Origin of the sequence: Vibrio sp. TRT 1302 (assembly GCF_050113875.1) — a bacterium.
Taxonomy (GTDB): Bacteria; Pseudomonadota; Gammaproteobacteria; order Enterobacterales; family Vibrionaceae; genus Vibrio.
In genome coordinates this window covers 390,066-406,769 of record NZ_JBNJOF010000001.1, presented here as the reverse complement: position 1 = coordinate 406,769, position 16,704 = coordinate 390,066, and the positions used below count along the sequence as shown (strand labels likewise).

The window sequence follows — 16,704 nt, the reverse complement described above, 5'->3', positions numbered from 1 at the left end:
AACCGATGACATGATTAACTCACAGACACTGGCTTTGCCTGTTCAGTTAAGTTCAGTACAAAAAACAGCCCGAAATATCGCATTTTCTTGTCTCTGTAAGCTACAAGTTGGTTCTCTAACTGTGATTGAATCATTTAGTGATGAACCAGCACTGCGCGTAAGAGAGCAGTTTGGCAAGCCTAAAGAAGGTCAACCCAGCGCTATCATAGAAGTAAAAAATCCGGCCTTTTATGCCCGCTTGCTCAAGGGGGGCAGTATAGCTGCGGGTGAGGCATACATGGATGGTTGGTGGGATAGCCCTAACCTTACTCAACTGATGGAGTTGATGGCTCTCAACTTGTCAGCGTTAGACTCTATAGAGAGCCGTTCTAGTTTGTTGTCCAAGCTTGCTTATCAAGTCAGCCATTGGTTAAACAGAAATACGGTGGCCAATTCAGCCAAAAACATCGAAGCGCACTATGACCTGAGTAACGACCTTTATCAGACATTTCTTGACCCAAGAATGCTTTACTCGTCGGCGGTGTTTAACGATGACAGTGACTCATTAGAGCAAGCGCAAATCAACAAGATGGAACGTTTGTGTCAGCAACTCAAGTTGACTGCGAACGATAGCGTGATCGAAATCGGCACGGGTTGGGGAGCAATGGCGATCTATATGGCGGAAACCTATGGCTGTCATGTTACGACAACGACGATTTCTGAGCAGCAATACCAATACACGAAACAGGCCATAGAAGAGAAAGGCTTGACTGATAGAATCACATTACTTAAGAAAGACTATCGCCTGCTTGAAGGTGAGTTTGACAAACTGGTCTCGATCGAAATGATTGAAGCGGTTGGTAAACAGTTTTTGACGTCGTACATCCAAAAGTGTCAATCGTTACTCAAACCTGGTGGTCTGATGGCGATACAAGCAATTACTATCGCAGATCAACGTTATGACTACTACAGCGCCAACGTTGATTTTATCCAGAAGTATATCTTTCCGGGTGGTTTTCTTCCTTCAATCACGGCTTTAACTCAAGCCACCACTAAGCATAGTGACTTGGTACTAAGAGATCTGTTTGACATCGGACAGGATTACGCACGCACGCTTAGTCACTGGTATGAGCGTTTCAATATTGCACAAGAACAGGTCTATAAACTCGGATTTGATGAACGTTTCATTCGCATGTGGAACTATTACTTCTGTTATTGTGAAGGCGGATTCCGAGCAAAATCGATCAGTACAGTGCATATGACGTTCCAACGTCCTTAACAAAGAGAGTGAGCTAATGAAGCGTCTCATACTCATCTCGACTTGGTTTCAGATTATCTGGTTCGTTGCTGTTATTGGGCAAACACCATGGCAGTGGCTAACGTTGTTGTTAGTCACCTTAACTCTCTTAATCACCGCTTTGCGTAGCGAATTTGCTTGGAAAAAGCTCGCGGTGATTGTGGCGGTGGGCATCAGCGTAGACTTGGTTAATATGGCGTTAGGACTCTTGAATTTTGAGCAAGGGTACCTACCGTTATGGTTAGTCTCTCTATGGGTGATTTTTGCCTGGTACAGCTATTTTTTATATCCGGTATTGAGCCAATACCCATCCGCTATCGTATCAGTTATAGGTGGAATTGGTGGAGCACTCAGTTACAGTGCCGGTGAGAAGCTTAACGCGGTGACTTTCGGATTGCCGATAGTGTTAACAGCCTGCATTTTGTTAATTGAGTGGACCATTTTGATCTTATTGATTTTTAAGGTGCACGGATATGAAAATCATCCTGATACTCGTAACTTATCTAGTAGTGACAGCTAGTGCGTTAGCTTCTGTTGTCTCTGACAGGGTGGAACAAGACTGGCGCAATTGGTCAAAGGTAGGACAAGCGCAACTTACTATGCTTTTCTTTGATATTTACCACTCTCAGCTTCTTACACCGAGTGGGCGATATACACTTGATCCTGATATTACCCCGCATCCTTTGGCACTATCTATTACCTATCAAAGAGACATCTCGCAGCAGCAATTGATCGATGCGACGCTAGAACAATGGCAAAAGCTCGGCTATCCAGCAACACAAACCCAGCACTGGGCAGAGCATTTAGCGAGGATCTTCCCGAATATCAAGAAGGGACACAGTTTGACATACGTAACAGATGGCGTTCAGGGACAGTTCTATTTCTCTGAGCAGCAAGCGAGCATTAAGCTCATAGGTGTGATAGAGGAAGAACAGCTCAATGATGCATTTTTGGCTATTTGGCTCTCGCCCGATACTGAATATCCTAGCTTGAGAGAGCGCTTGATTGGGAGAGCACAATGATAACTAAGCTACGTGCGGCAATCGCCACTCTGGTCATTCTGTTTTTGCTAGGCTGTGCGGCGGAATTGGATGATTACCAATCTACTCAACCTAAATTTGACCTGTTCGAGTATTTTCAGGGAGAGTCAACAGCTTGGGGAATGGTGCAGGACTACTCCAGTAAACAGACACGGCGTTTCGAAGTTAACATCAAAGGGAGCGTAGCAGGCAATGTGTTGACCTTAGTTGAAGATTTCGTGTTTGATGACGGAGAGACATCGCAGAGAATATGGACAATCGAGCGGGTTGGTGGTGGTCAATACCAAGGGCGTGCCGACGACATTATTGGTGTTGCCACTGGACGAGAAGTTGGGAATGCTTTGCAATGGCAGTATGATTTTGAATTGAAGATGGAACAATCCACGGTGGTGGTTGCCTTTGATGATTGGTTATACAGACAAGATGAAAAACATGTGTTTAATCTTACCAAAATCAAAAAGTTTGGCATTGAGGTAGGGACGATCACCCTGTTTTTTCAGAAGCAATAAAGAGAACACTTCGCTGTTGGTAAGCGAGCGCGGTATCGGCACGAGTGTAGATTTACAAACAGAGTCAGTGAGTACCTTCCTCGCCCTTAGCACCAACACAACAGAAATAAAAAAGGGTTGACGTATCAACGTCAACCCTAAATCTATTCGACTCTCGATTCTTACAGCTTGTCTGTCAGCTCAATCGCTTGACCGATGTAGTTTGCTGGCGTCATCTCTTTAAGACGTGCTTTCTCGTGCTCAGGAAGTTCAAGACCATCGATAAAGCTACGCATTGCTTCACCGTCTACACGTTTACCACGAGTTAACTCTTTAAGCTTCTCGTATGGTTTTTCGATACCGTAGCGACGCATTACAGTTTGTACAGGTTCTGCTAGAACTTCCCAGTTCTTGTCCAGTTCTGCCAGTAGTGCTTCACGGTTAACTTCGAGTTTGCTGATGCCTTTTAGGGTAGAAGTGTAAGCGATGATTGCGTAGCCAACACCAACACCTAGGTTACGTAGTACGGTTGAGTCCGTTAGGTCACGCTGCCAGCGAGAGATAGGCAGTTTTTGTGCTAGGTGACCGAATACAGCATTCGCTAGGCCAAGGTTGCCTTCAGAGTTTTCAAAGTCAATTGGGTTAACTTTGTGTGGCATCGTTGAAGAACCAATCTCACCAGCAACGGTTTTTTGCTTGAAGTGACCGAGTGCGATGTAGCCCCATACGTCACGATCGAAGTCGATTAGGATGGTGTTAAAACGTGCAACCGCATCAAACAGTTCAGCGATGTAATCGTGTGGCTCGATCTGAGTTGTGTAAGGGTTCCAAGTCACACCTAGCGACTCAGTGATGAACTCTTCAGAGAATGTGTGCCAATCTAGTTCTGGGTAAGCTGATAGGTGAGCGTTGTAGTTGCCGACAGCACCGTTGATTTTCGCTAGGATTTCAACGTTAGCGATCTGCTTGTATTGACGTTCCATACGGTACGCAACGTTTGCCATCTCTTTACCCATTGTTGATGGAGAAGCTGGCTGACCGTGTGTACGTGACAGTAGTGGAATATCGCGGTATTCAACAGCAAGAGCTTTAATCGCGTCGATGATGTTTTTGATTTCAGGAAGAATAACTTCGTCGCGAGCTTCTTTCAGCATTAGAGCATGAGAGGTGTTGTTGATATCTTCTGATGTACATGCAAAGTGAATGAACTCATTTACTGCGTGTAGCTCAGGAACGCCAGCAACTTTCTCTTTCAGAAAGTATTCAACGGCTTTAACGTCATGGTTTGTTGTGCGTTCGATCTCTTTGATACGAGCTGCATCTTCTTCAGAGAAATTTGCGGCTAGGTCATCTAGGAACTGATTGGCTTCTGCACTGAATGCAGGGACTTCTGCGATGGCATCTGTAGCTGCTAGCTTTTGTAACCAGCGGATTTCAACGATAGAGCGGTACTTTAGTAGACCAAACTCACTAAAGATGCTGCGAAGTGCAATAGTTTTACTTCCGTAACGACCGTCTACTGGTGAAACAGCAGTCAATGCTGACAGTTCCATGATGTTCTCCTGAATTGAGTTTCGAAATTTTGTGAGCTTTATACCAGCATCTTAGCGATTTGTCACGAACATTGCGCAAACGTTTGCGTGAGGTTTATGTTGGTATAAAGAAACAGCTCGCGCTAAGGCACGAGCTGGGAATTAATTATGACATTCTAGCAAGTAGGATCTGTGCTTGTTCGACCATCTTTTTTCGTCCAAAGATGAGGTGACGGCGCTTACCGCCCACTTGTCGCCACAGTACCGCGCTGCGAATGCCAGACAACAACAGAGCTCGAACTTTATGTTGATTTGTGGTCTGTTGCAGCACAGAAGGTGTCCCCGTTACTTGAATGCGAGGCCCCACTGGGCTAATGACGTCAAGATAGACGCTGGCAAGGTTACTCAGCATCTGTTCGTCGAGTAAATCAAAGTGATCGAGCTGGCGTTCGAGCATTTGGATACGGTCGCCAAGCTGTGACATCGCATCGTTACGGCTTTGAAGTTTACGCTCTAATGCCATCAAACTAATGATGTAACGGGTAATCTCACTGCCAGCAGGGGTGCTATCGATTCCTTTGACCAAACATTCTAGCCCCAGCTTCAAATCGACTTCACGACCATAAACACTGACCGTATTTGCAGGGTTGGTGTTTAAGATCGCTTTTAAAGAAGTTTCAAACGCGTCAGAGTCACAGTGACCGTTTTTAGCGACTTGTTGTACCAAAGCAACAGCTTGGCAGATTCCAGCAAATGCGATAGTGCGGTCATAAAGTGTGTTAGCCACGTAATTCTACTCCAATAGTTACGATTAAATTAAATTCGCTCTTCGATGATGCCGCCACCTAAGCAGACTTCACCTTGATAGAAAACAGCAGATTGTCCCGGTGTCACCGCAATTTGCGGCTCGTCAAATATGACTTTGATGTTCTCATCATCAATAGGGATGATAGTACATGGGATATCTGTTTGACGGTAGCGAGTTTTCACAGTGCATTGTAACGGTTCTTTAATCGCTTCACGATCAACCCAGTGCAATTGGGACGCGATAAGTCCTTGAGATTTCAACATTGGGTGATCTTTACCCTGCACCGCGATAAGAACGTTGCGTTTGAGATCTTTTTCACCAACGAACCATGGGTCTTCATTACCGCCGCCGCCTTTCTGGCCACCAATGTGCAGACCTTTACGCTGACCAAGTGTGTGATACATCAGGCCATTGTGCTTGCCAATCACTTTGCCTTCTGGTGTTTCTATATCGCCTGGTTGAGCAGGCAAGTAACGACCTAGGAAATCGGTAAACTTACGTTCACCAATGAAACAGATACCCGTGGAATCTTTTTTCTTCGCGGTGATCAGATCTTGTTCTTCTGCAATACGGCGAACTTTAGGCTTTTCTAGCTCACCAACAGGGAATAGGCTTCGTGCCACTTGGTCACTGCTTAGAGTATAGAGGAAGTAACTTTGATCTTTATTGCTGTCTAGACCGCGCAGCATTTTAGGTTTTTCACCTGCAGCAAGCTCTTCAGCAGTCGGGAACGTACGGCGAACGTAATGACCCATAGCGATGTAATCAGCATCAAGAACTTCATCAGCAAATTCGAGGAATGCTTTGAATTTGATCTCTTTGTTACACAAGATATCAGGGTTTGGCGTACGGCCTGCTTTGTATTCAGCAAGGAAATACTCAAACACGTTGTCCCAGTATTCTGCTGCAAAGTTAATGGTGTGTAGGTGGATGCCCAGTTTGTCGCACACTGCTTGCGCGTCTGCAAGGTCTTCAGCTGCTGTACAGTACTCTTCGTTGTCATCCTCTTCCCAGTTTTTCATGAATAGGCCTTCAACTTGATAGCCCTGTTGCTTGAGAAGATAAGCAGATACGGATGAATCCACACCGCCGGACATGCCAACGATGACTTTCTTTTGACTGTTATCAGTACAGTTGTCAGACATTACTAAACACCACTTAAATAAACTGGAGGCAGATTTTATCAGAAAGCATAGCAAGGGGACAGATCCGAGATCGATCTCACACTTCGATTTTGGTCAATTTCCCCTCAATCACTGACAGAAACCTGCGAATAATTGAGTATAGAGAATCTATATATGGCATAGTTGCAGAAATTCAAGTTACACAGAGCAACTGAAATGAGCGACCAGAACCAAATCATCGAAGAGCAACAATTGATTGAGGTGATTGAAAATCAGCTAGAGGATGGAAACCCAATTAAAGTCAAAGAGACTTTGATGCGTTTGATGATGACGGGCACCTCCCGTGAAGACGCCATTGCCATGATGGCTTGTGCCGTGGCTATTGAAATTTATGATGTCATGAAAAACGACGGTGAGTTCAACCTAAAGCGTTACTCTGAAAATCTAGAAAGTTTACCGGATCTAAGCTTTATGGAAGGCGAGTAATCCGTCATATCACACTTGATCAGGTCTCAGTGAAATTGAATCTGAGATCTGACATTCTGTTTGGGAACGCAGAGCGTATGTGCTTCGAATGAGTCACGAGACTAAGCCACTTTGTTGATGAAAATCCCTTCTTATTTAATAGGTACTAAATCGCCTCAGATTTAATTACGATTGCAAACGTTTGCTATAATTCCTCTAGTTGCCGCGCTAAAAAGGGCGAGGTAGAATCCGGCATCCTTTCATCCCTTATTCAGAATCATCAATATGAAATTTCCTGGTCAACGCAAATCGAAGCATTACTTTCCTGTTCACGCTCGCGATCCGCTTGTGACTCAATCACAAGAAAGCAAAAAAATGTCGCGCACGCACATTATTGGTATCGACCAAACCTTGGTAGATATTGAAGCGAAAGTAAACAGCGAGTTGATTGATAAATATAAGCTGAGTAAGGGACACTCACTGGTTATTGATGATGAGACAGCAGAAGCGTTATATAACGAGTTGAAAGAAAGACAACTCATCACCAATGAATACGCTGGTGGTACCATCGGTAATACGCTTCATAACTACTCAGTATTAGCGGACGATCGTTCGACTCTTCTGGGTGTAATGAGCCAAGATATTAAAATTGGTAGTTATGGCTACCGCTACCTATGTAACACCTCTAGCCGAATGGATCTCAATTATCTGCAAGGTGTTGATGGTGCAATTGGCCGCTGTTTTGCTCTTATTACCGAAGATGGTGAACGCACATTCGCAATCAGCGAAGGGCAAATGAACCAGCTTCACCCTGACAATATTCCAGAGAAAATATTCAAGAACGCATCGGCTCTAGTACTAACGGCTTACTTGGTTCGTTGTAAAGAGGGCGATCCGATGCCTGAAGCGACTATGAGAGCGATTGAGTACGCTAAGAAATATGACGTGCCGGTCGTACTAACACTTGGAACTAAGTTTGTGATTCAAGACGATCCTCAATTCTGGCAGGATTTCTTACGTGATCACGTTAGTGTCGTAGCAATGAATGAAGATGAAGCGGAAGCGTTAACGGGTGAGTCAGATCCTCTAGCGGCGTCCGATAAAACTCTGGAATGGGTTGATTTAGTATTATGTACTGCGGGTCCTGTTGGTCTATTTATGGCTGGTTACACGGAGGATTCAGCAAAACGTGAAACGTCTTTGCCTCTTCTTCCTGGTAGTATTGCAGAATTCAACCGTTATGAATTTAGCCGACCAGCTTCAAAAGACTTATGTGAGAATCCAATTAGAGTTTACTCTCATATTTCGCCATATATGGGTGGCCCGGAAAAAATCAAAAATACCAACGGAGCGGGTGATGCAGCACTATCGGCGTTATTGCATGATATGGCGGCAAATAAGTACCACAAAGAAAACGTGCCTAACTCAAGTAAACATGCGTACTCATATTTGACTTACTCATCTTTCTCACAAGTTTGTAAGTATTCTAACCGAGCGAGCTATGAAGTTTTAGTTCAGCATTCACCACGTTTGTCTCGTGGTTTACCTGAGCGTGAAGATAGCTTGGAAGAAGCGTATTGGGAACGTTAATCAATGAATAAATAACAAACCTCACTCGAGTGAGGTTTGTTAGATATAAAAAAGCGCCCAATGGGCGCTTTTTTTAATTGATTGCAACAAACGTTGACTGATTAGATAAGGAAATCGTCTAGAGATTTACCTGCGTCTAATAGCTCTTGAATTGCAGAAGGCGTACGACCTTGACCTGTCCATGTTTTCTCTTGGCCAGTGCTGTCAGTGTACTTATATTTTGCAGGACGAGGAGCGCGCTTAGATTTCGCTTTGCCTTTAGTTTCACCGGCAAGTGCAGAAATTAATGCTTCAACGTCGATACCGTCGCTTGCAATTTGCTCTGCAATTGCTGCTAGCTTCGCTTCTTGTTCAGCAGCTTGAGCGCGTTCAGCTTCTTCTGCTTCTTTACGTTCACTAACAACAGTCGTTAATTTATCTAGTGCTTCTTCAAGCTGCTCTAGCGTAAGTTCACGTGCGAAAGCACGTAGGCTACGGATGTTTAATAGTGTTTTAGTTAGTTCCGACATTAATTCGTCTCTTCGTATATAAGTTGTCGATAAATGAATCATAAACTTCAAATTTAAATAATACAATCTTCTGCAATAAAAAATATAAAAAACAGTGGATATTTTGGTGTTGCTGTCTCAATGAATTAAAAATCGAAGAGCGAAATAGAGTCGTAAATCTGATTAATTAAATAACGACAGAGTTACTGTTATTACAGTTTCATATCATTATGGGAAGAGCTATATATCAATGCTATTAATTGTAGGGTTTTTACTGTTTTAACTCTAAGACATTTATACACATTGTAAATGTGGGGATGTTAACCAGAGTCAATAAACGCCATATAGAGTTAGCTTGTTTTCCCTGTGCATCTATTCTTAGCCCTGTAAGTATATTTACTGCAAGATAGTAATGACTATTAAACTGGATGACTATTCATCCGTCATGGAATCTTAGTCAGTCGCTTCGAAGGGGGACAAATTAACAATAAAATCGAATAATATGTTGAATCGACTCTCAGGTTAAGTACAATGGCTGGAACCTAATGCGATTGTCGGGTTAAATTATTGTTAAATTGACTTTTCGGTAGTTTAATATTTTACACATCGCGGTAGAGGCGCGGAATAAATCAGTAATGTTTGTTGGGGTGATGCCAATGAACAAACAGGAAAGGTTATTTCGCCGAAGTGAGTATTCATATCAACGATACTTGCTGGGGTTGCACCCGAAAGGGGTAACACTGCCATAGTCTATAATTTGTAAAACTATGGAGCGCTACTGTAGGGCTGGGTTAAGCATTCGCTTGCTCGTCGCTAATTTCACTTAATTGTTAGGAAATGATTTCCTTCAATTAGTCTGCAGTAGATCTCTAACCATTTATTACTGGTTTTTGAAGATCATGAATTTAATTGATTTTGCATCATCTCCTATTTCTCTTTTGCCACCATTAGTGGCTTTGAGTCTTGCTATCGTAACGCGCCGCGTTTTGGTATCACTCGGTGTCGGTATTGTACTTGGCGCTATCTTACTAAATGACTATTCTGCATCAAATACACTGGGTTACGTCGGCTCAACAGTATCTAGTGTTTTTGTTGAAGATGGTGGTTTAAACGTTTGGAATATGAGCATTGTTGGTTTCCTTATCCTGTTGGGTATGATGACTGCATTGCTGACGCTTTCCGGCGGAACTCGCGCTTTTGCTGAGTGGGCACAAACACGCGTGAAGAGTAAACGTGGCTCAAAATTACTGGCTGCTTTTTTAGGCGTTTTCATTTTTGTTGATGATTACTTTAACAGCTTGGCGGTCGGTGCCATCTCTCGCCCTGTGACGGACCGTTTTTACGTATCACGTGCGAAACTGGCATACATCCTCGATTCAACCGCAGCACCTATGTGTGTGATCATGCCAGCTTCGAGTTGGGGTGCCTACATCATGACGATCATCGGCGGCATTCTTGTTTCTCATGGCATCACTGAATACTCTGCGCTTGGTGCATATGTTCGTCTGATCCCAATGAACTTCTACGCGATTTTTGCACTACTAATGGTGTTTGCGGTAGCTTGGTTTGGCTTAGACATTGGTAAAATGCGTGAGCATGAGATTGCAGCATCGCGTGGTCATGGGTTTAGCGCAGAACAAGCTGAAGATAGCCAAGAAGCGCATGAATTGAATGAAGAACTGGATATTCGTGAGAGCGAAGGCGGTAAAGTATCAGATTTGATCCTGCCGATTGTGTTCCTGATCATCGCAACCGTTGCCTCTATGCTTTACACCGGTGGACAAGCTTTGGCTGCCGATGGTGTCGAGTTTAACCTGCTGGGTGCGTTTGAGAATACCGATGTTGGTACGTCTCTTATCTACGGTGGTTTAGTCGGGCTTGCGTTTGCACTGTTCACAGTGGTTAAGCAGGGCATTGCGATGGGCGAAATCTCACGTACGCTTTGGATTGGCGCGAAATCTATGTTTGGTGCAATCCTTATTCTAGTGTTTGCGTGGACGATTGGTTCTGTTATTGGTGATATGAACACGGGTAAGTACCTATCGACTCTTGCACAAGGCAATATCAACCCACATTGGTTACCAGTGATCTTGTTCCTGCTGTCAGGCTTAATGGCATTCTCGACAGGGACCTCATGGGGTACATTCGGTATCATGCTTCCAATTGCGGGTGATATGGCTGGTGCAACGGATCTGGCGCTGATGCTTCCAATGCTAAGTGCAGTACTCGCTGGTTCGGTATTTGGTGACCACTGTTCTCCAATCTCCGATACCACAATTCTGTCGTCTACCGGTGCGCGTTGTAACCATATCGATCACGTATCCACTCAGCTACCTTATGCACTGGCGGTGGCCGCGGTCTCGTGTATTGGCTTCGTGACCTTAGGTATGACCGCTTCAGTTGGACTTTCATTTGCGGTTTCTTCGATTGCTTTCGTCGCGATTTGTGTGCTTCTTTCGGTATTGTCTAAATCGAAAATGGCAAATTGCCAGAACGCATAACCGCATCATTTGAAAGAAAAATTTAAAGGGGGCCTCGGCTCCCTTTTTATTTGTATATGACAAAATTAAAAAAGTTTAAATAAATGGTTGAAAAATGTTGATAGCTTAGTTAGTGTGGATAGCAACAAAGCGAAACAGAAGAGCTTATTAAGTATGCGTAATTTAGTCATGAATATTCATCATCACCATCACCCAGTCTAGTCTTTCGGGAGATGCACGCATACCCGGGAGACAGGAAACTCCCGGAGGCTAATATCGCAAACTACAAGATTTAGAACCCTCGGGAGACCAACTCTTCCGAGGGTTTTTTAGTTTTACAGTCTTGAAAAGTTTATCGATTTCAAATATTTGCACAGGGAAAATGTCATGCAAACACAACGCCTAAGAATCGCAATCCAAAAGAAAGGTCGCCTAAGTAAAGAGTGTCAGACTCTACTCAAAACGTGCGGCGTTAAATTCAATATCATGGGTGAGCGTCTAGTGGTTCACTCACTAAATATGCCGATTGACCTGTTGCTTGTTCGTGACGATGACATTCCTGGTCTTATTATGGACGGTGTGGTTGATCTTGGTTTTATCGGTGAAAACGAACTGGAAGAAGTGCGTCTTGACCGTAAAGCGCTGGGTGAACCATGTGACTTCGTCCAGCTTCGTCGCTTAGACTTTGGTGGCTGCCGCCTATCTATCGCCATCGACAAAGATGCTCAGTACAACGGTCCACAAGATCTAGCGGGCAAACGCATCGCGACCACATACCCACAATTGCTTAAAGCCTACATGGACGAGCAGGGCGTGCCTTTTTCAACGTGTATGCTGACTGGCTCTGTTGAGGTAGCGCCACGAGCGGGTTTGGCTGACGCGATTGCCGACTTGGTATCGACAGGTGCGACGTTGGAAGCCAATGGTCTCAAAGAAGCAGAAATTATTTTCAAATCTAAAGCGACGCTTATCCAACGCGTTGGTGAGTTTGATGCTGAAAAGCAAGCACTTATTGAAAAGCTGCTCACTCGTATGCAAGGTGTTCAGCAGGCAAAAGAGTCTAAGTACATCATGCTGCACGCGCCGACAGACAAACTCGATAAAATTAAAGCGCTACTTCCTGGTGCGGAAGATCCAACAGTACTACCACTATCAAGCGAGATAAACAAAGTTGCCGTTCACCTTGTAAGCACAGAGAATTTGTTCTGGGAAACAATGGAACAGCTAAAAGAGCTGGGTGCGAGCTCAATCCTTGTCCTTCCAATCGAAAAAATGATGGGGTAACAACCATGAGAACAGTTGTCTGGCAATCGCTAAGTGAATCTCAGCAGGACTCGATTTTAGAGCGCCCCGCGATTACTGAAGGTGCAAACATTACTGCCGCCGTCTCTGATGTGATTGCAAAGGTTCGTACAGGTGGCGACGCAGCCTTGGTCGAATTGACCGAGAAATTTGATGGCGTTAAGCCCGCGTCTATTCGTGTGTCTGAGCAAGAAATTGAAGCAGCATGTGATCGACTAACTGACGCGATGAAGCAAGCTCTGAATCAAGCTTATTCTAATATTGCCAAGTTCCACAAAGCGCAAAAGCCGCAACCGATTAAAGTTGAAACTCAACCTGGTGTATTGTGTGAACAAGTCACTCGTCCAATCCAGAAGGTCGGCTTATACATCCCAGGTGGAAGTGCGCCACTCCCTTCTACGGTATTAATGCTCGGTGTTCCGTCAAAGATCGCTGGTTGTCGAAAGGTGGTCTTATGTTCACCGCCGCCAATTGCTGACGAGATCCTCTATGTCGCAAGACTGTGTGGCATTGATGAGGTGTATAACGTTGGTGGTGGTCAAGCCATCGCAGCGATGGCCTACGGCACTGAATCCGTGTCTAAAGTAGACAAGATTTTTGGCCCAGGTAATGCTTACGTGACCGAAGCGAAGCGCCAAGTAAGCAACGATTTCCGTGGCGCAGCGATTGATATGCCTGCTGGACCATCAGAAGTACTGGTCATTGCAGATGACACGGCTGAGCCTGATTTTATCGCAGCCGATCTGCTCAGTCAGGCTGAACACGGTCCAGATTCTCAAGTGGTTCTTGTTACACCATCACCGGTAATCGCCGATCAAGTCATCGATGCGGTACAACGTCAGTTGAAGCAGCTGTCGCGTGCCGACATTGCAGAAAAAGCCTTAGCTTCAAGCTTGGTTATTATTGCGGACTCGATTACTCAGGCGGTATCGATTTCAAATTACTACGGCCCAGAGCACTTAATCGTACAAACCAAACAGCCGAGAGAACTGCTGCCATTACTTGACAATGCAGGCTCTATTTTCTTGGGTAATTGGTCACCAGAATCGGCGGGCGATTATGCCTCTGGTACTAACCACGTATTACCGACTTACGGTTACACACGTACTTATTCTAGTCTCGGCTTGGCGGACTTTTCTAAGCGCATGACAGTGCAAGAGCTGTCTGCTGAAGGATTAATGAATCTTGCTCCAACCGTTGTGACTATGGCTGAAGCCGAAGGGCTAGATGCTCACAAAAGAGCGGTGACAATTCGCGTAGAAAAATTGGCAAAGGCGTAACAAGGTAGAGACGATGGAAAAGCTAGCACGTAAACAGATTCAACAACTCACTCCTTATCTCTCTGCACGTCGCATTGGCGGGACAGGGGATGTATGGCTGAATGCCAATGAGTCACCGTTTAATAATGAATACAAAACGGATTTCGCTCGCCTAAACCGGTACAGCGAATGTCAGCCAAAAGAACTGATTGAAGCTTATGCCGCATACGCAGGTGTGAAACCAGAGCAAACACTCACATCTCGTGGTGCCGATGAAGGTATCGAATTGCTCGTTAGAGCGTTTTGTGAACCGGGCGAGGATGCGATCCTCTATTGCCCTCCAACCTATGGCATGTATTCAATCAGTGCTGAAACTATCGGTGTTGAGCGCAAAACAGTCCCACTGACACAGGATTGGCAGCTTGATTTACAAGGTATCGAACAAAACCTTGAAAACGTTAAGCTGGTGTTCGTATGTAGCCCGAATAACCCGACTGGCAACCTAGTCAAACGTGAAGATATCATCACTTTACTTGAAATGACGAAAGACAAAGCCATCGTGGTTATGGACGAAGCGTATATCGATTTTTGTCCAGAGGCATCCACTGTCGGACTGCTAGAGCAATACCCGAACTTGGCGATTTTACGCACTTTGTCTAAAGCGTTTGCTTTAGCTGGGCTTCGCTGTGGTTTTACACTCGCTAACGAAGAACTGATTAATGTGTTACTCAAGGTCATCGCGCCTTATCCAGTGCCAATTCCTGTCGCTGAAATCGCTACTCAGGCTCTGTCCGAAGCTGGCCTAGCACGCGCTAAGTTTCAGGTATTGGACCTCAATGCCAACCGCGCATACTTGCAGGTTGGTTTGTCGATGATCAATGGTCTTGAAATATTCGAAGGTTGGGGTAACTACTTACTAGTGAAATTCCCTGATGGTGATGCGCTATTTAAAGCTGCTTGGGACCGAGGCATTATTTTACGTAATTCGCCAATTGAAAATTGTGTCCGAATCAGCATCGGTAGCCGTGATGAGTGTGAAAAGACACTCGGATTTATCAGAAATTATTACAACTAAAGCATCATTGGCAGCGGCTGATTGCGGCTGCCAACCATTTTGAAATAAGGAAGTTCCCGTGAGTAAACAGCAAAAAATCCTTTTTATTGATCGTGATGGCACCTTAATTGTTGAGCCGCCGGTTGATTTCCAAGTGGATCGTTTAGACAAATTGAAGCTTGAACCCTTTGTTATTCCTAGTCTGCTGTCGCTACAAGAAGCTGGCTACCGCTTAGTCATGGTGACTAACCAAGACGGGCTAGGGACAGACAGCTACCCGCAACAAGATTTCGATGCACCGCACAATATGATGATGGACATTTTCGAGTCGCAAGGTGTCAAGTTTGACGACGTTCTTATCTGCCCTCACTTCGAAGAAGACAACTGTTCATGTCGTAAGCCTAAGCTAGGCATGGTTAAAGAGTATTTGCAGGGCGGTAAAGTTGATTTCCAGAACTCCGTTGTTATTGGCGATCGTCACACAGACCTGCAATTAGCAGAAAACATGGCGATTCGCGGTATTCAATACAACCCAGAAACGATGGGCTGGAAGGAGATCCTCAAGGACTTGACAGTAAAAGCTCGTGTCGCAGAAGTGGTTCGTACGACGAAGGAAACAGATATCAAGGTTAAAGTGAACCTTGATGAGCAAGGTGGAAACCAGATTTCTACTGGATTAGGTTTCTTCGATCATATGCTGGATCAAATCGCTACACACGGCGGTTTCCAAATGAGCTGTCAGGTTGAAGGCGATCTGCATATTGATGATCACCACACCATTGAAGATACCGCTTTAGCTTTAGGACAGGCGCTGAAAGATGCTCTGGGTGATAAACGTGGTATTGGCCGTTTTGGGTTTAGTTTACCAATGGACGAATGTTTAGCTCAATGTGCTCTGGACTTATCGGGTCGTCCATATCTTAAATTTGATGCCCAGTTTAGCCGTGAGCAGGTTGGTGATTTATCGACAGAGATGGTCGTTCACTTCTTCCGTTCACTGACTGACACATTAGCTTGTACTTTGCACCTTTCGTCAGCCGGTGACAACGACCACCACATCATTGAGAGTCTGTTTAAAGCCTTTGGTCGTACGCTTCGTCAAGCGATTAAGGTAGAAGGAACAGAATTACCAAGCAGCAAAGGCGTACTGTAAGGATAAAGTTATGACAGATCAGAAAGTTGTCATTATTGATACCGGTTGTGCCAACGTTTCTTCAGTGAGATTTGCCATTGAACGTCTCGGCTACCAAGTGAGTATATCGAAAGATCCTCAAGTCGTTTTGGCCGCCGATAAGCTGTTTCTGCCAGGTGTAGGTACGGCGAGCGAAGCAATGAAAAACCTTGAAGAGCGGAACTTAATTGAGCTGGTTAAGCAGGTAGAAAAGCCTCTGCTCGGTATTTGCTTAGGGATGCAGCTTTTAGGTAAGTTCTCGCAAGAAAAAGGTCAAAAAGCAGACGAAATCGTTGAGTGTCTTGGCCTTTGTCAAGGTGAAGTCCGACTGATGGACACTGGTGAACTGCCACTGCCTCATATGGGCTGGAACACGGTGAAAGCCAAACCAGATCACCCACTATTTAAAGGTATCGAAGAAGGAGAATACTTTTACTTCGTCCATAGTTTCGCCATGCCTGTTGGTGATTACACCATCGCACAATGTGATTACGGTAATCCGTTTACCGCTGCGGTTCAAAGTGGCAATTACTATGGTGTGCAGTTCCACCCAGAACGCTCATCTAAAGCCGGTTCGAAGCTTATTCAGAACTTTTTAGAGCTGTAATTTAAAGAATCAAAGGGAAA

16 protein-coding genes, 1 riboswitch and 1 other annotated feature are annotated in these 16,704 nt (G+C 44.7%); of the genes, 12 read left to right on the top strand and 4 right to left on the bottom strand.

Features of this window, described 5'->3' with window-relative positions; all coding sequences use genetic code 11:
• Nucleotides 1-10 precede the first annotated feature (10 nt).
• The 4 genes from ACQEXP_RS01820 to ACQEXP_RS01805 are packed head-to-tail and all read left to right on the top strand — an operon-like array spanning nt 11 to nt 2,825.
• Nucleotides 11-1,258 (top strand): class I SAM-dependent methyltransferase, encoded by a 1,248-nt coding sequence (locus ACQEXP_RS01820; RefSeq protein ID WP_426967766.1) that lies wholly within the window; start codon nt 11-13, stop codon nt 1,256-1,258.
• 16 nt (nt 1,259-1,274) lie between these two features.
• Nucleotides 1,275-1,796, top strand: coding sequence for a DUF2878 domain-containing protein (locus ACQEXP_RS01815; protein ID WP_426967764.1), 522 nt, complete (start codon nt 1,275-1,277; stop codon nt 1,794-1,796).
• Nucleotides 1,750-2,298, top strand: a complete 549-nt coding sequence (locus tag ACQEXP_RS01810; RefSeq protein WP_426967762.1) for a chalcone isomerase family protein — start codon at nt 1,750-1,752, stop codon at nt 2,296-2,298. Before ACQEXP_RS01815 ends, ACQEXP_RS01810 begins: the two co-directional genes overlap by 47 nt.
• Entirely contained in the window at nt 2,295-2,825 is a 531-nt protein-coding gene (locus ACQEXP_RS01805; protein WP_426967760.1) for a DUF3833 domain-containing protein, read from the top strand. The genes ACQEXP_RS01810 and ACQEXP_RS01805 overlap by 4 nt, the downstream gene beginning before the upstream one ends.
• Nucleotides 2,826-2,986: 161 nt before the next feature.
• On the opposite strand, the gene purB is transcribed toward ACQEXP_RS01805, so the two are convergent.
• From purB to mnmA, 3 genes are all read right to left on the bottom strand, one after another.
• Nucleotides 2,987-4,357: an adenylosuccinate lyase gene (gene purB / locus ACQEXP_RS01800; RefSeq protein WP_269377275.1), complete on the bottom strand. Its 1,371-nt coding sequence runs from the start codon at nt 4,355-4,357 to the stop codon at nt 2,987-2,989.
• A 145-nt stretch (nt 4,358-4,502) separates the two neighbouring features.
• Complete coding sequence (gene hflD, locus ACQEXP_RS01795; RefSeq protein ID WP_269377276.1) at nt 4,503-5,123, bottom strand: high frequency lysogenization protein HflD; 621 nt, start codon at nt 5,121-5,123, stop codon at nt 4,503-4,505.
• 29 nt (nt 5,124-5,152) lie between these two features.
• A complete protein-coding gene (mnmA, locus tag ACQEXP_RS01790; RefSeq protein WP_426967758.1) occupies nt 5,153-6,289 on the bottom strand; it encodes a tRNA 2-thiouridine(34) synthase MnmA in 1,137 nt (378 codons plus the stop codon).
• 195 nt (nt 6,290-6,484) lie between these two features.
• On the opposite strand from mnmA, the gene ACQEXP_RS01785 reads away from it, so the two are divergent.
• Both ACQEXP_RS01785 and ACQEXP_RS01780 read left to right on the top strand, forming a co-directional pair.
• Entirely contained in the window at nt 6,485-6,754 is a 270-nt protein-coding gene (locus ACQEXP_RS01785) for a hypothetical protein (protein WP_269377278.1), read from the top strand.
• 264 nt (nt 6,755-7,018) lie between these two features.
• Nucleotides 7,019-8,323, top strand: a complete 1,305-nt coding sequence (locus tag ACQEXP_RS01780; RefSeq protein ID WP_269377279.1) for an inosine/guanosine kinase — start codon at nt 7,019-7,021, stop codon at nt 8,321-8,323.
• 101 nt (nt 8,324-8,424) lie between these two features.
• On the opposite strand, the gene ACQEXP_RS01775 is transcribed toward ACQEXP_RS01780, so the two are convergent.
• Nucleotides 8,425-8,832 (bottom strand): H-NS family nucleoid-associated regulatory protein, encoded by a 408-nt coding sequence (locus tag ACQEXP_RS01775; RefSeq protein WP_269377281.1) that lies wholly within the window; start codon nt 8,830-8,832, stop codon nt 8,425-8,427.
• 583 nt (nt 8,833-9,415) lie between these two features.
• Nucleotides 9,416-9,597: riboswitch (Lysine riboswitch) on the top strand.
• Between the two features lie 113 nt (nt 9,598-9,710).
• Here ACQEXP_RS01775 and ACQEXP_RS01770 point away from each other — a divergent pair.
• From ACQEXP_RS01770 to hisH, 6 genes are all read left to right on the top strand, one after another.
• Nucleotides 9,711-11,312: a Na+/H+ antiporter NhaC family protein gene (locus ACQEXP_RS01770; RefSeq protein ID WP_269377282.1), complete on the top strand. Its 1,602-nt coding sequence runs from the start codon at nt 9,711-9,713 to the stop codon at nt 11,310-11,312.
• A gap of 176 nt (nt 11,313-11,488) precedes the next feature.
• Nucleotides 11,489-11,625, top strand: a sequence feature (His leader region).
• 53 nt (nt 11,626-11,678) lie between these two features.
• The gene (hisG, locus tag ACQEXP_RS01765; RefSeq protein ID WP_138970308.1) at nt 11,679-12,575 is read left to right on the top strand and encodes an ATP phosphoribosyltransferase; all 897 of its coding nucleotides are present in this window, start codon (nt 11,679-11,681) and stop codon (nt 12,573-12,575) included.
• Between the two features lie 5 nt (nt 12,576-12,580).
• Nucleotides 12,581-13,873, top strand: coding sequence for a histidinol dehydrogenase (gene hisD, locus ACQEXP_RS01760; RefSeq protein WP_426967755.1), 1,293 nt, complete (start codon nt 12,581-12,583; stop codon nt 13,871-13,873).
• Between the two features lie 13 nt (nt 13,874-13,886).
• Nucleotides 13,887-14,927, top strand: a complete 1,041-nt coding sequence (hisC, locus tag ACQEXP_RS01755; protein WP_269377284.1) for a histidinol-phosphate transaminase — start codon at nt 13,887-13,889, stop codon at nt 14,925-14,927.
• A gap of 58 nt (nt 14,928-14,985) precedes the next feature.
• Nucleotides 14,986-16,059, top strand: a complete 1,074-nt coding sequence (gene hisB / locus ACQEXP_RS01750; RefSeq protein ID WP_426967752.1) for a bifunctional histidinol-phosphatase/imidazoleglycerol-phosphate dehydratase HisB — start codon at nt 14,986-14,988, stop codon at nt 16,057-16,059.
• 10 nt (nt 16,060-16,069) lie between these two features.
• Nucleotides 16,070-16,684 (top strand): imidazole glycerol phosphate synthase subunit HisH, encoded by a 615-nt coding sequence (gene hisH / locus ACQEXP_RS01745; protein WP_269377286.1) that lies wholly within the window; start codon nt 16,070-16,072, stop codon nt 16,682-16,684.
• Nucleotides 16,685-16,704 lie beyond the last annotated feature (20 nt).

What these genes read in the sequence shown, in the direction of transcription:
- ACQEXP_RS01820 (WP_426967766.1), top strand. Translation starts at nt 11, where the DNA reads ATGATTAACTCACAGACACTGGCTTTGCCTGTTCAGTTAAGTTCAGTA.
- ACQEXP_RS01815 (WP_426967764.1), top strand. Translation starts at nt 1,275, where the DNA reads ATGAAGCGTCTCATACTCATCTCGACTTGGTTTCAGATTATCTGGTTC.
- ACQEXP_RS01810 (WP_426967762.1), top strand. Translation starts at nt 1,750, where the DNA reads ATGAAAATCATCCTGATACTCGTAACTTATCTAGTAGTGACAGCTAGT.
- ACQEXP_RS01805 (WP_426967760.1), top strand. Translation starts at nt 2,295, where the DNA reads ATGATAACTAAGCTACGTGCGGCAATCGCCACTCTGGTCATTCTGTTT.
- purB (WP_269377275.1), bottom strand. Translation starts at nt 4,357, where the DNA reads ATGGAACTGTCAGCATTGACTGCTGTTTCACCAGTAGACGGTCGTTAC.
- mnmA (WP_426967758.1), bottom strand. Translation starts at nt 6,289, where the DNA reads ATGTCTGACAACTGTACTGATAACAGTCAAAAGAAAGTCATCGTTGGC.
- ACQEXP_RS01785 (WP_269377278.1), top strand. Translation starts at nt 6,485, where the DNA reads ATGAGCGACCAGAACCAAATCATCGAAGAGCAACAATTGATTGAGGTG.
- ACQEXP_RS01780 (WP_269377279.1), top strand. Translation starts at nt 7,019, where the DNA reads ATGAAATTTCCTGGTCAACGCAAATCGAAGCATTACTTTCCTGTTCAC.
- ACQEXP_RS01775 (WP_269377281.1), bottom strand. Translation starts at nt 8,832, where the DNA reads ATGTCGGAACTAACTAAAACACTATTAAACATCCGTAGCCTACGTGCT.
- ACQEXP_RS01770 (WP_269377282.1), top strand. Translation starts at nt 9,711, where the DNA reads ATGAATTTAATTGATTTTGCATCATCTCCTATTTCTCTTTTGCCACCA.
- hisG (WP_138970308.1), top strand. Translation starts at nt 11,679, where the DNA reads ATGCAAACACAACGCCTAAGAATCGCAATCCAAAAGAAAGGTCGCCTA.
- hisD (WP_426967755.1), top strand. Translation starts at nt 12,581, where the DNA reads ATGAGAACAGTTGTCTGGCAATCGCTAAGTGAATCTCAGCAGGACTCG.
- hisC (WP_269377284.1), top strand. Translation starts at nt 13,887, where the DNA reads ATGGAAAAGCTAGCACGTAAACAGATTCAACAACTCACTCCTTATCTC.
- hisH (WP_269377286.1), top strand. Translation starts at nt 16,070, where the DNA reads ATGACAGATCAGAAAGTTGTCATTATTGATACCGGTTGTGCCAACGTT.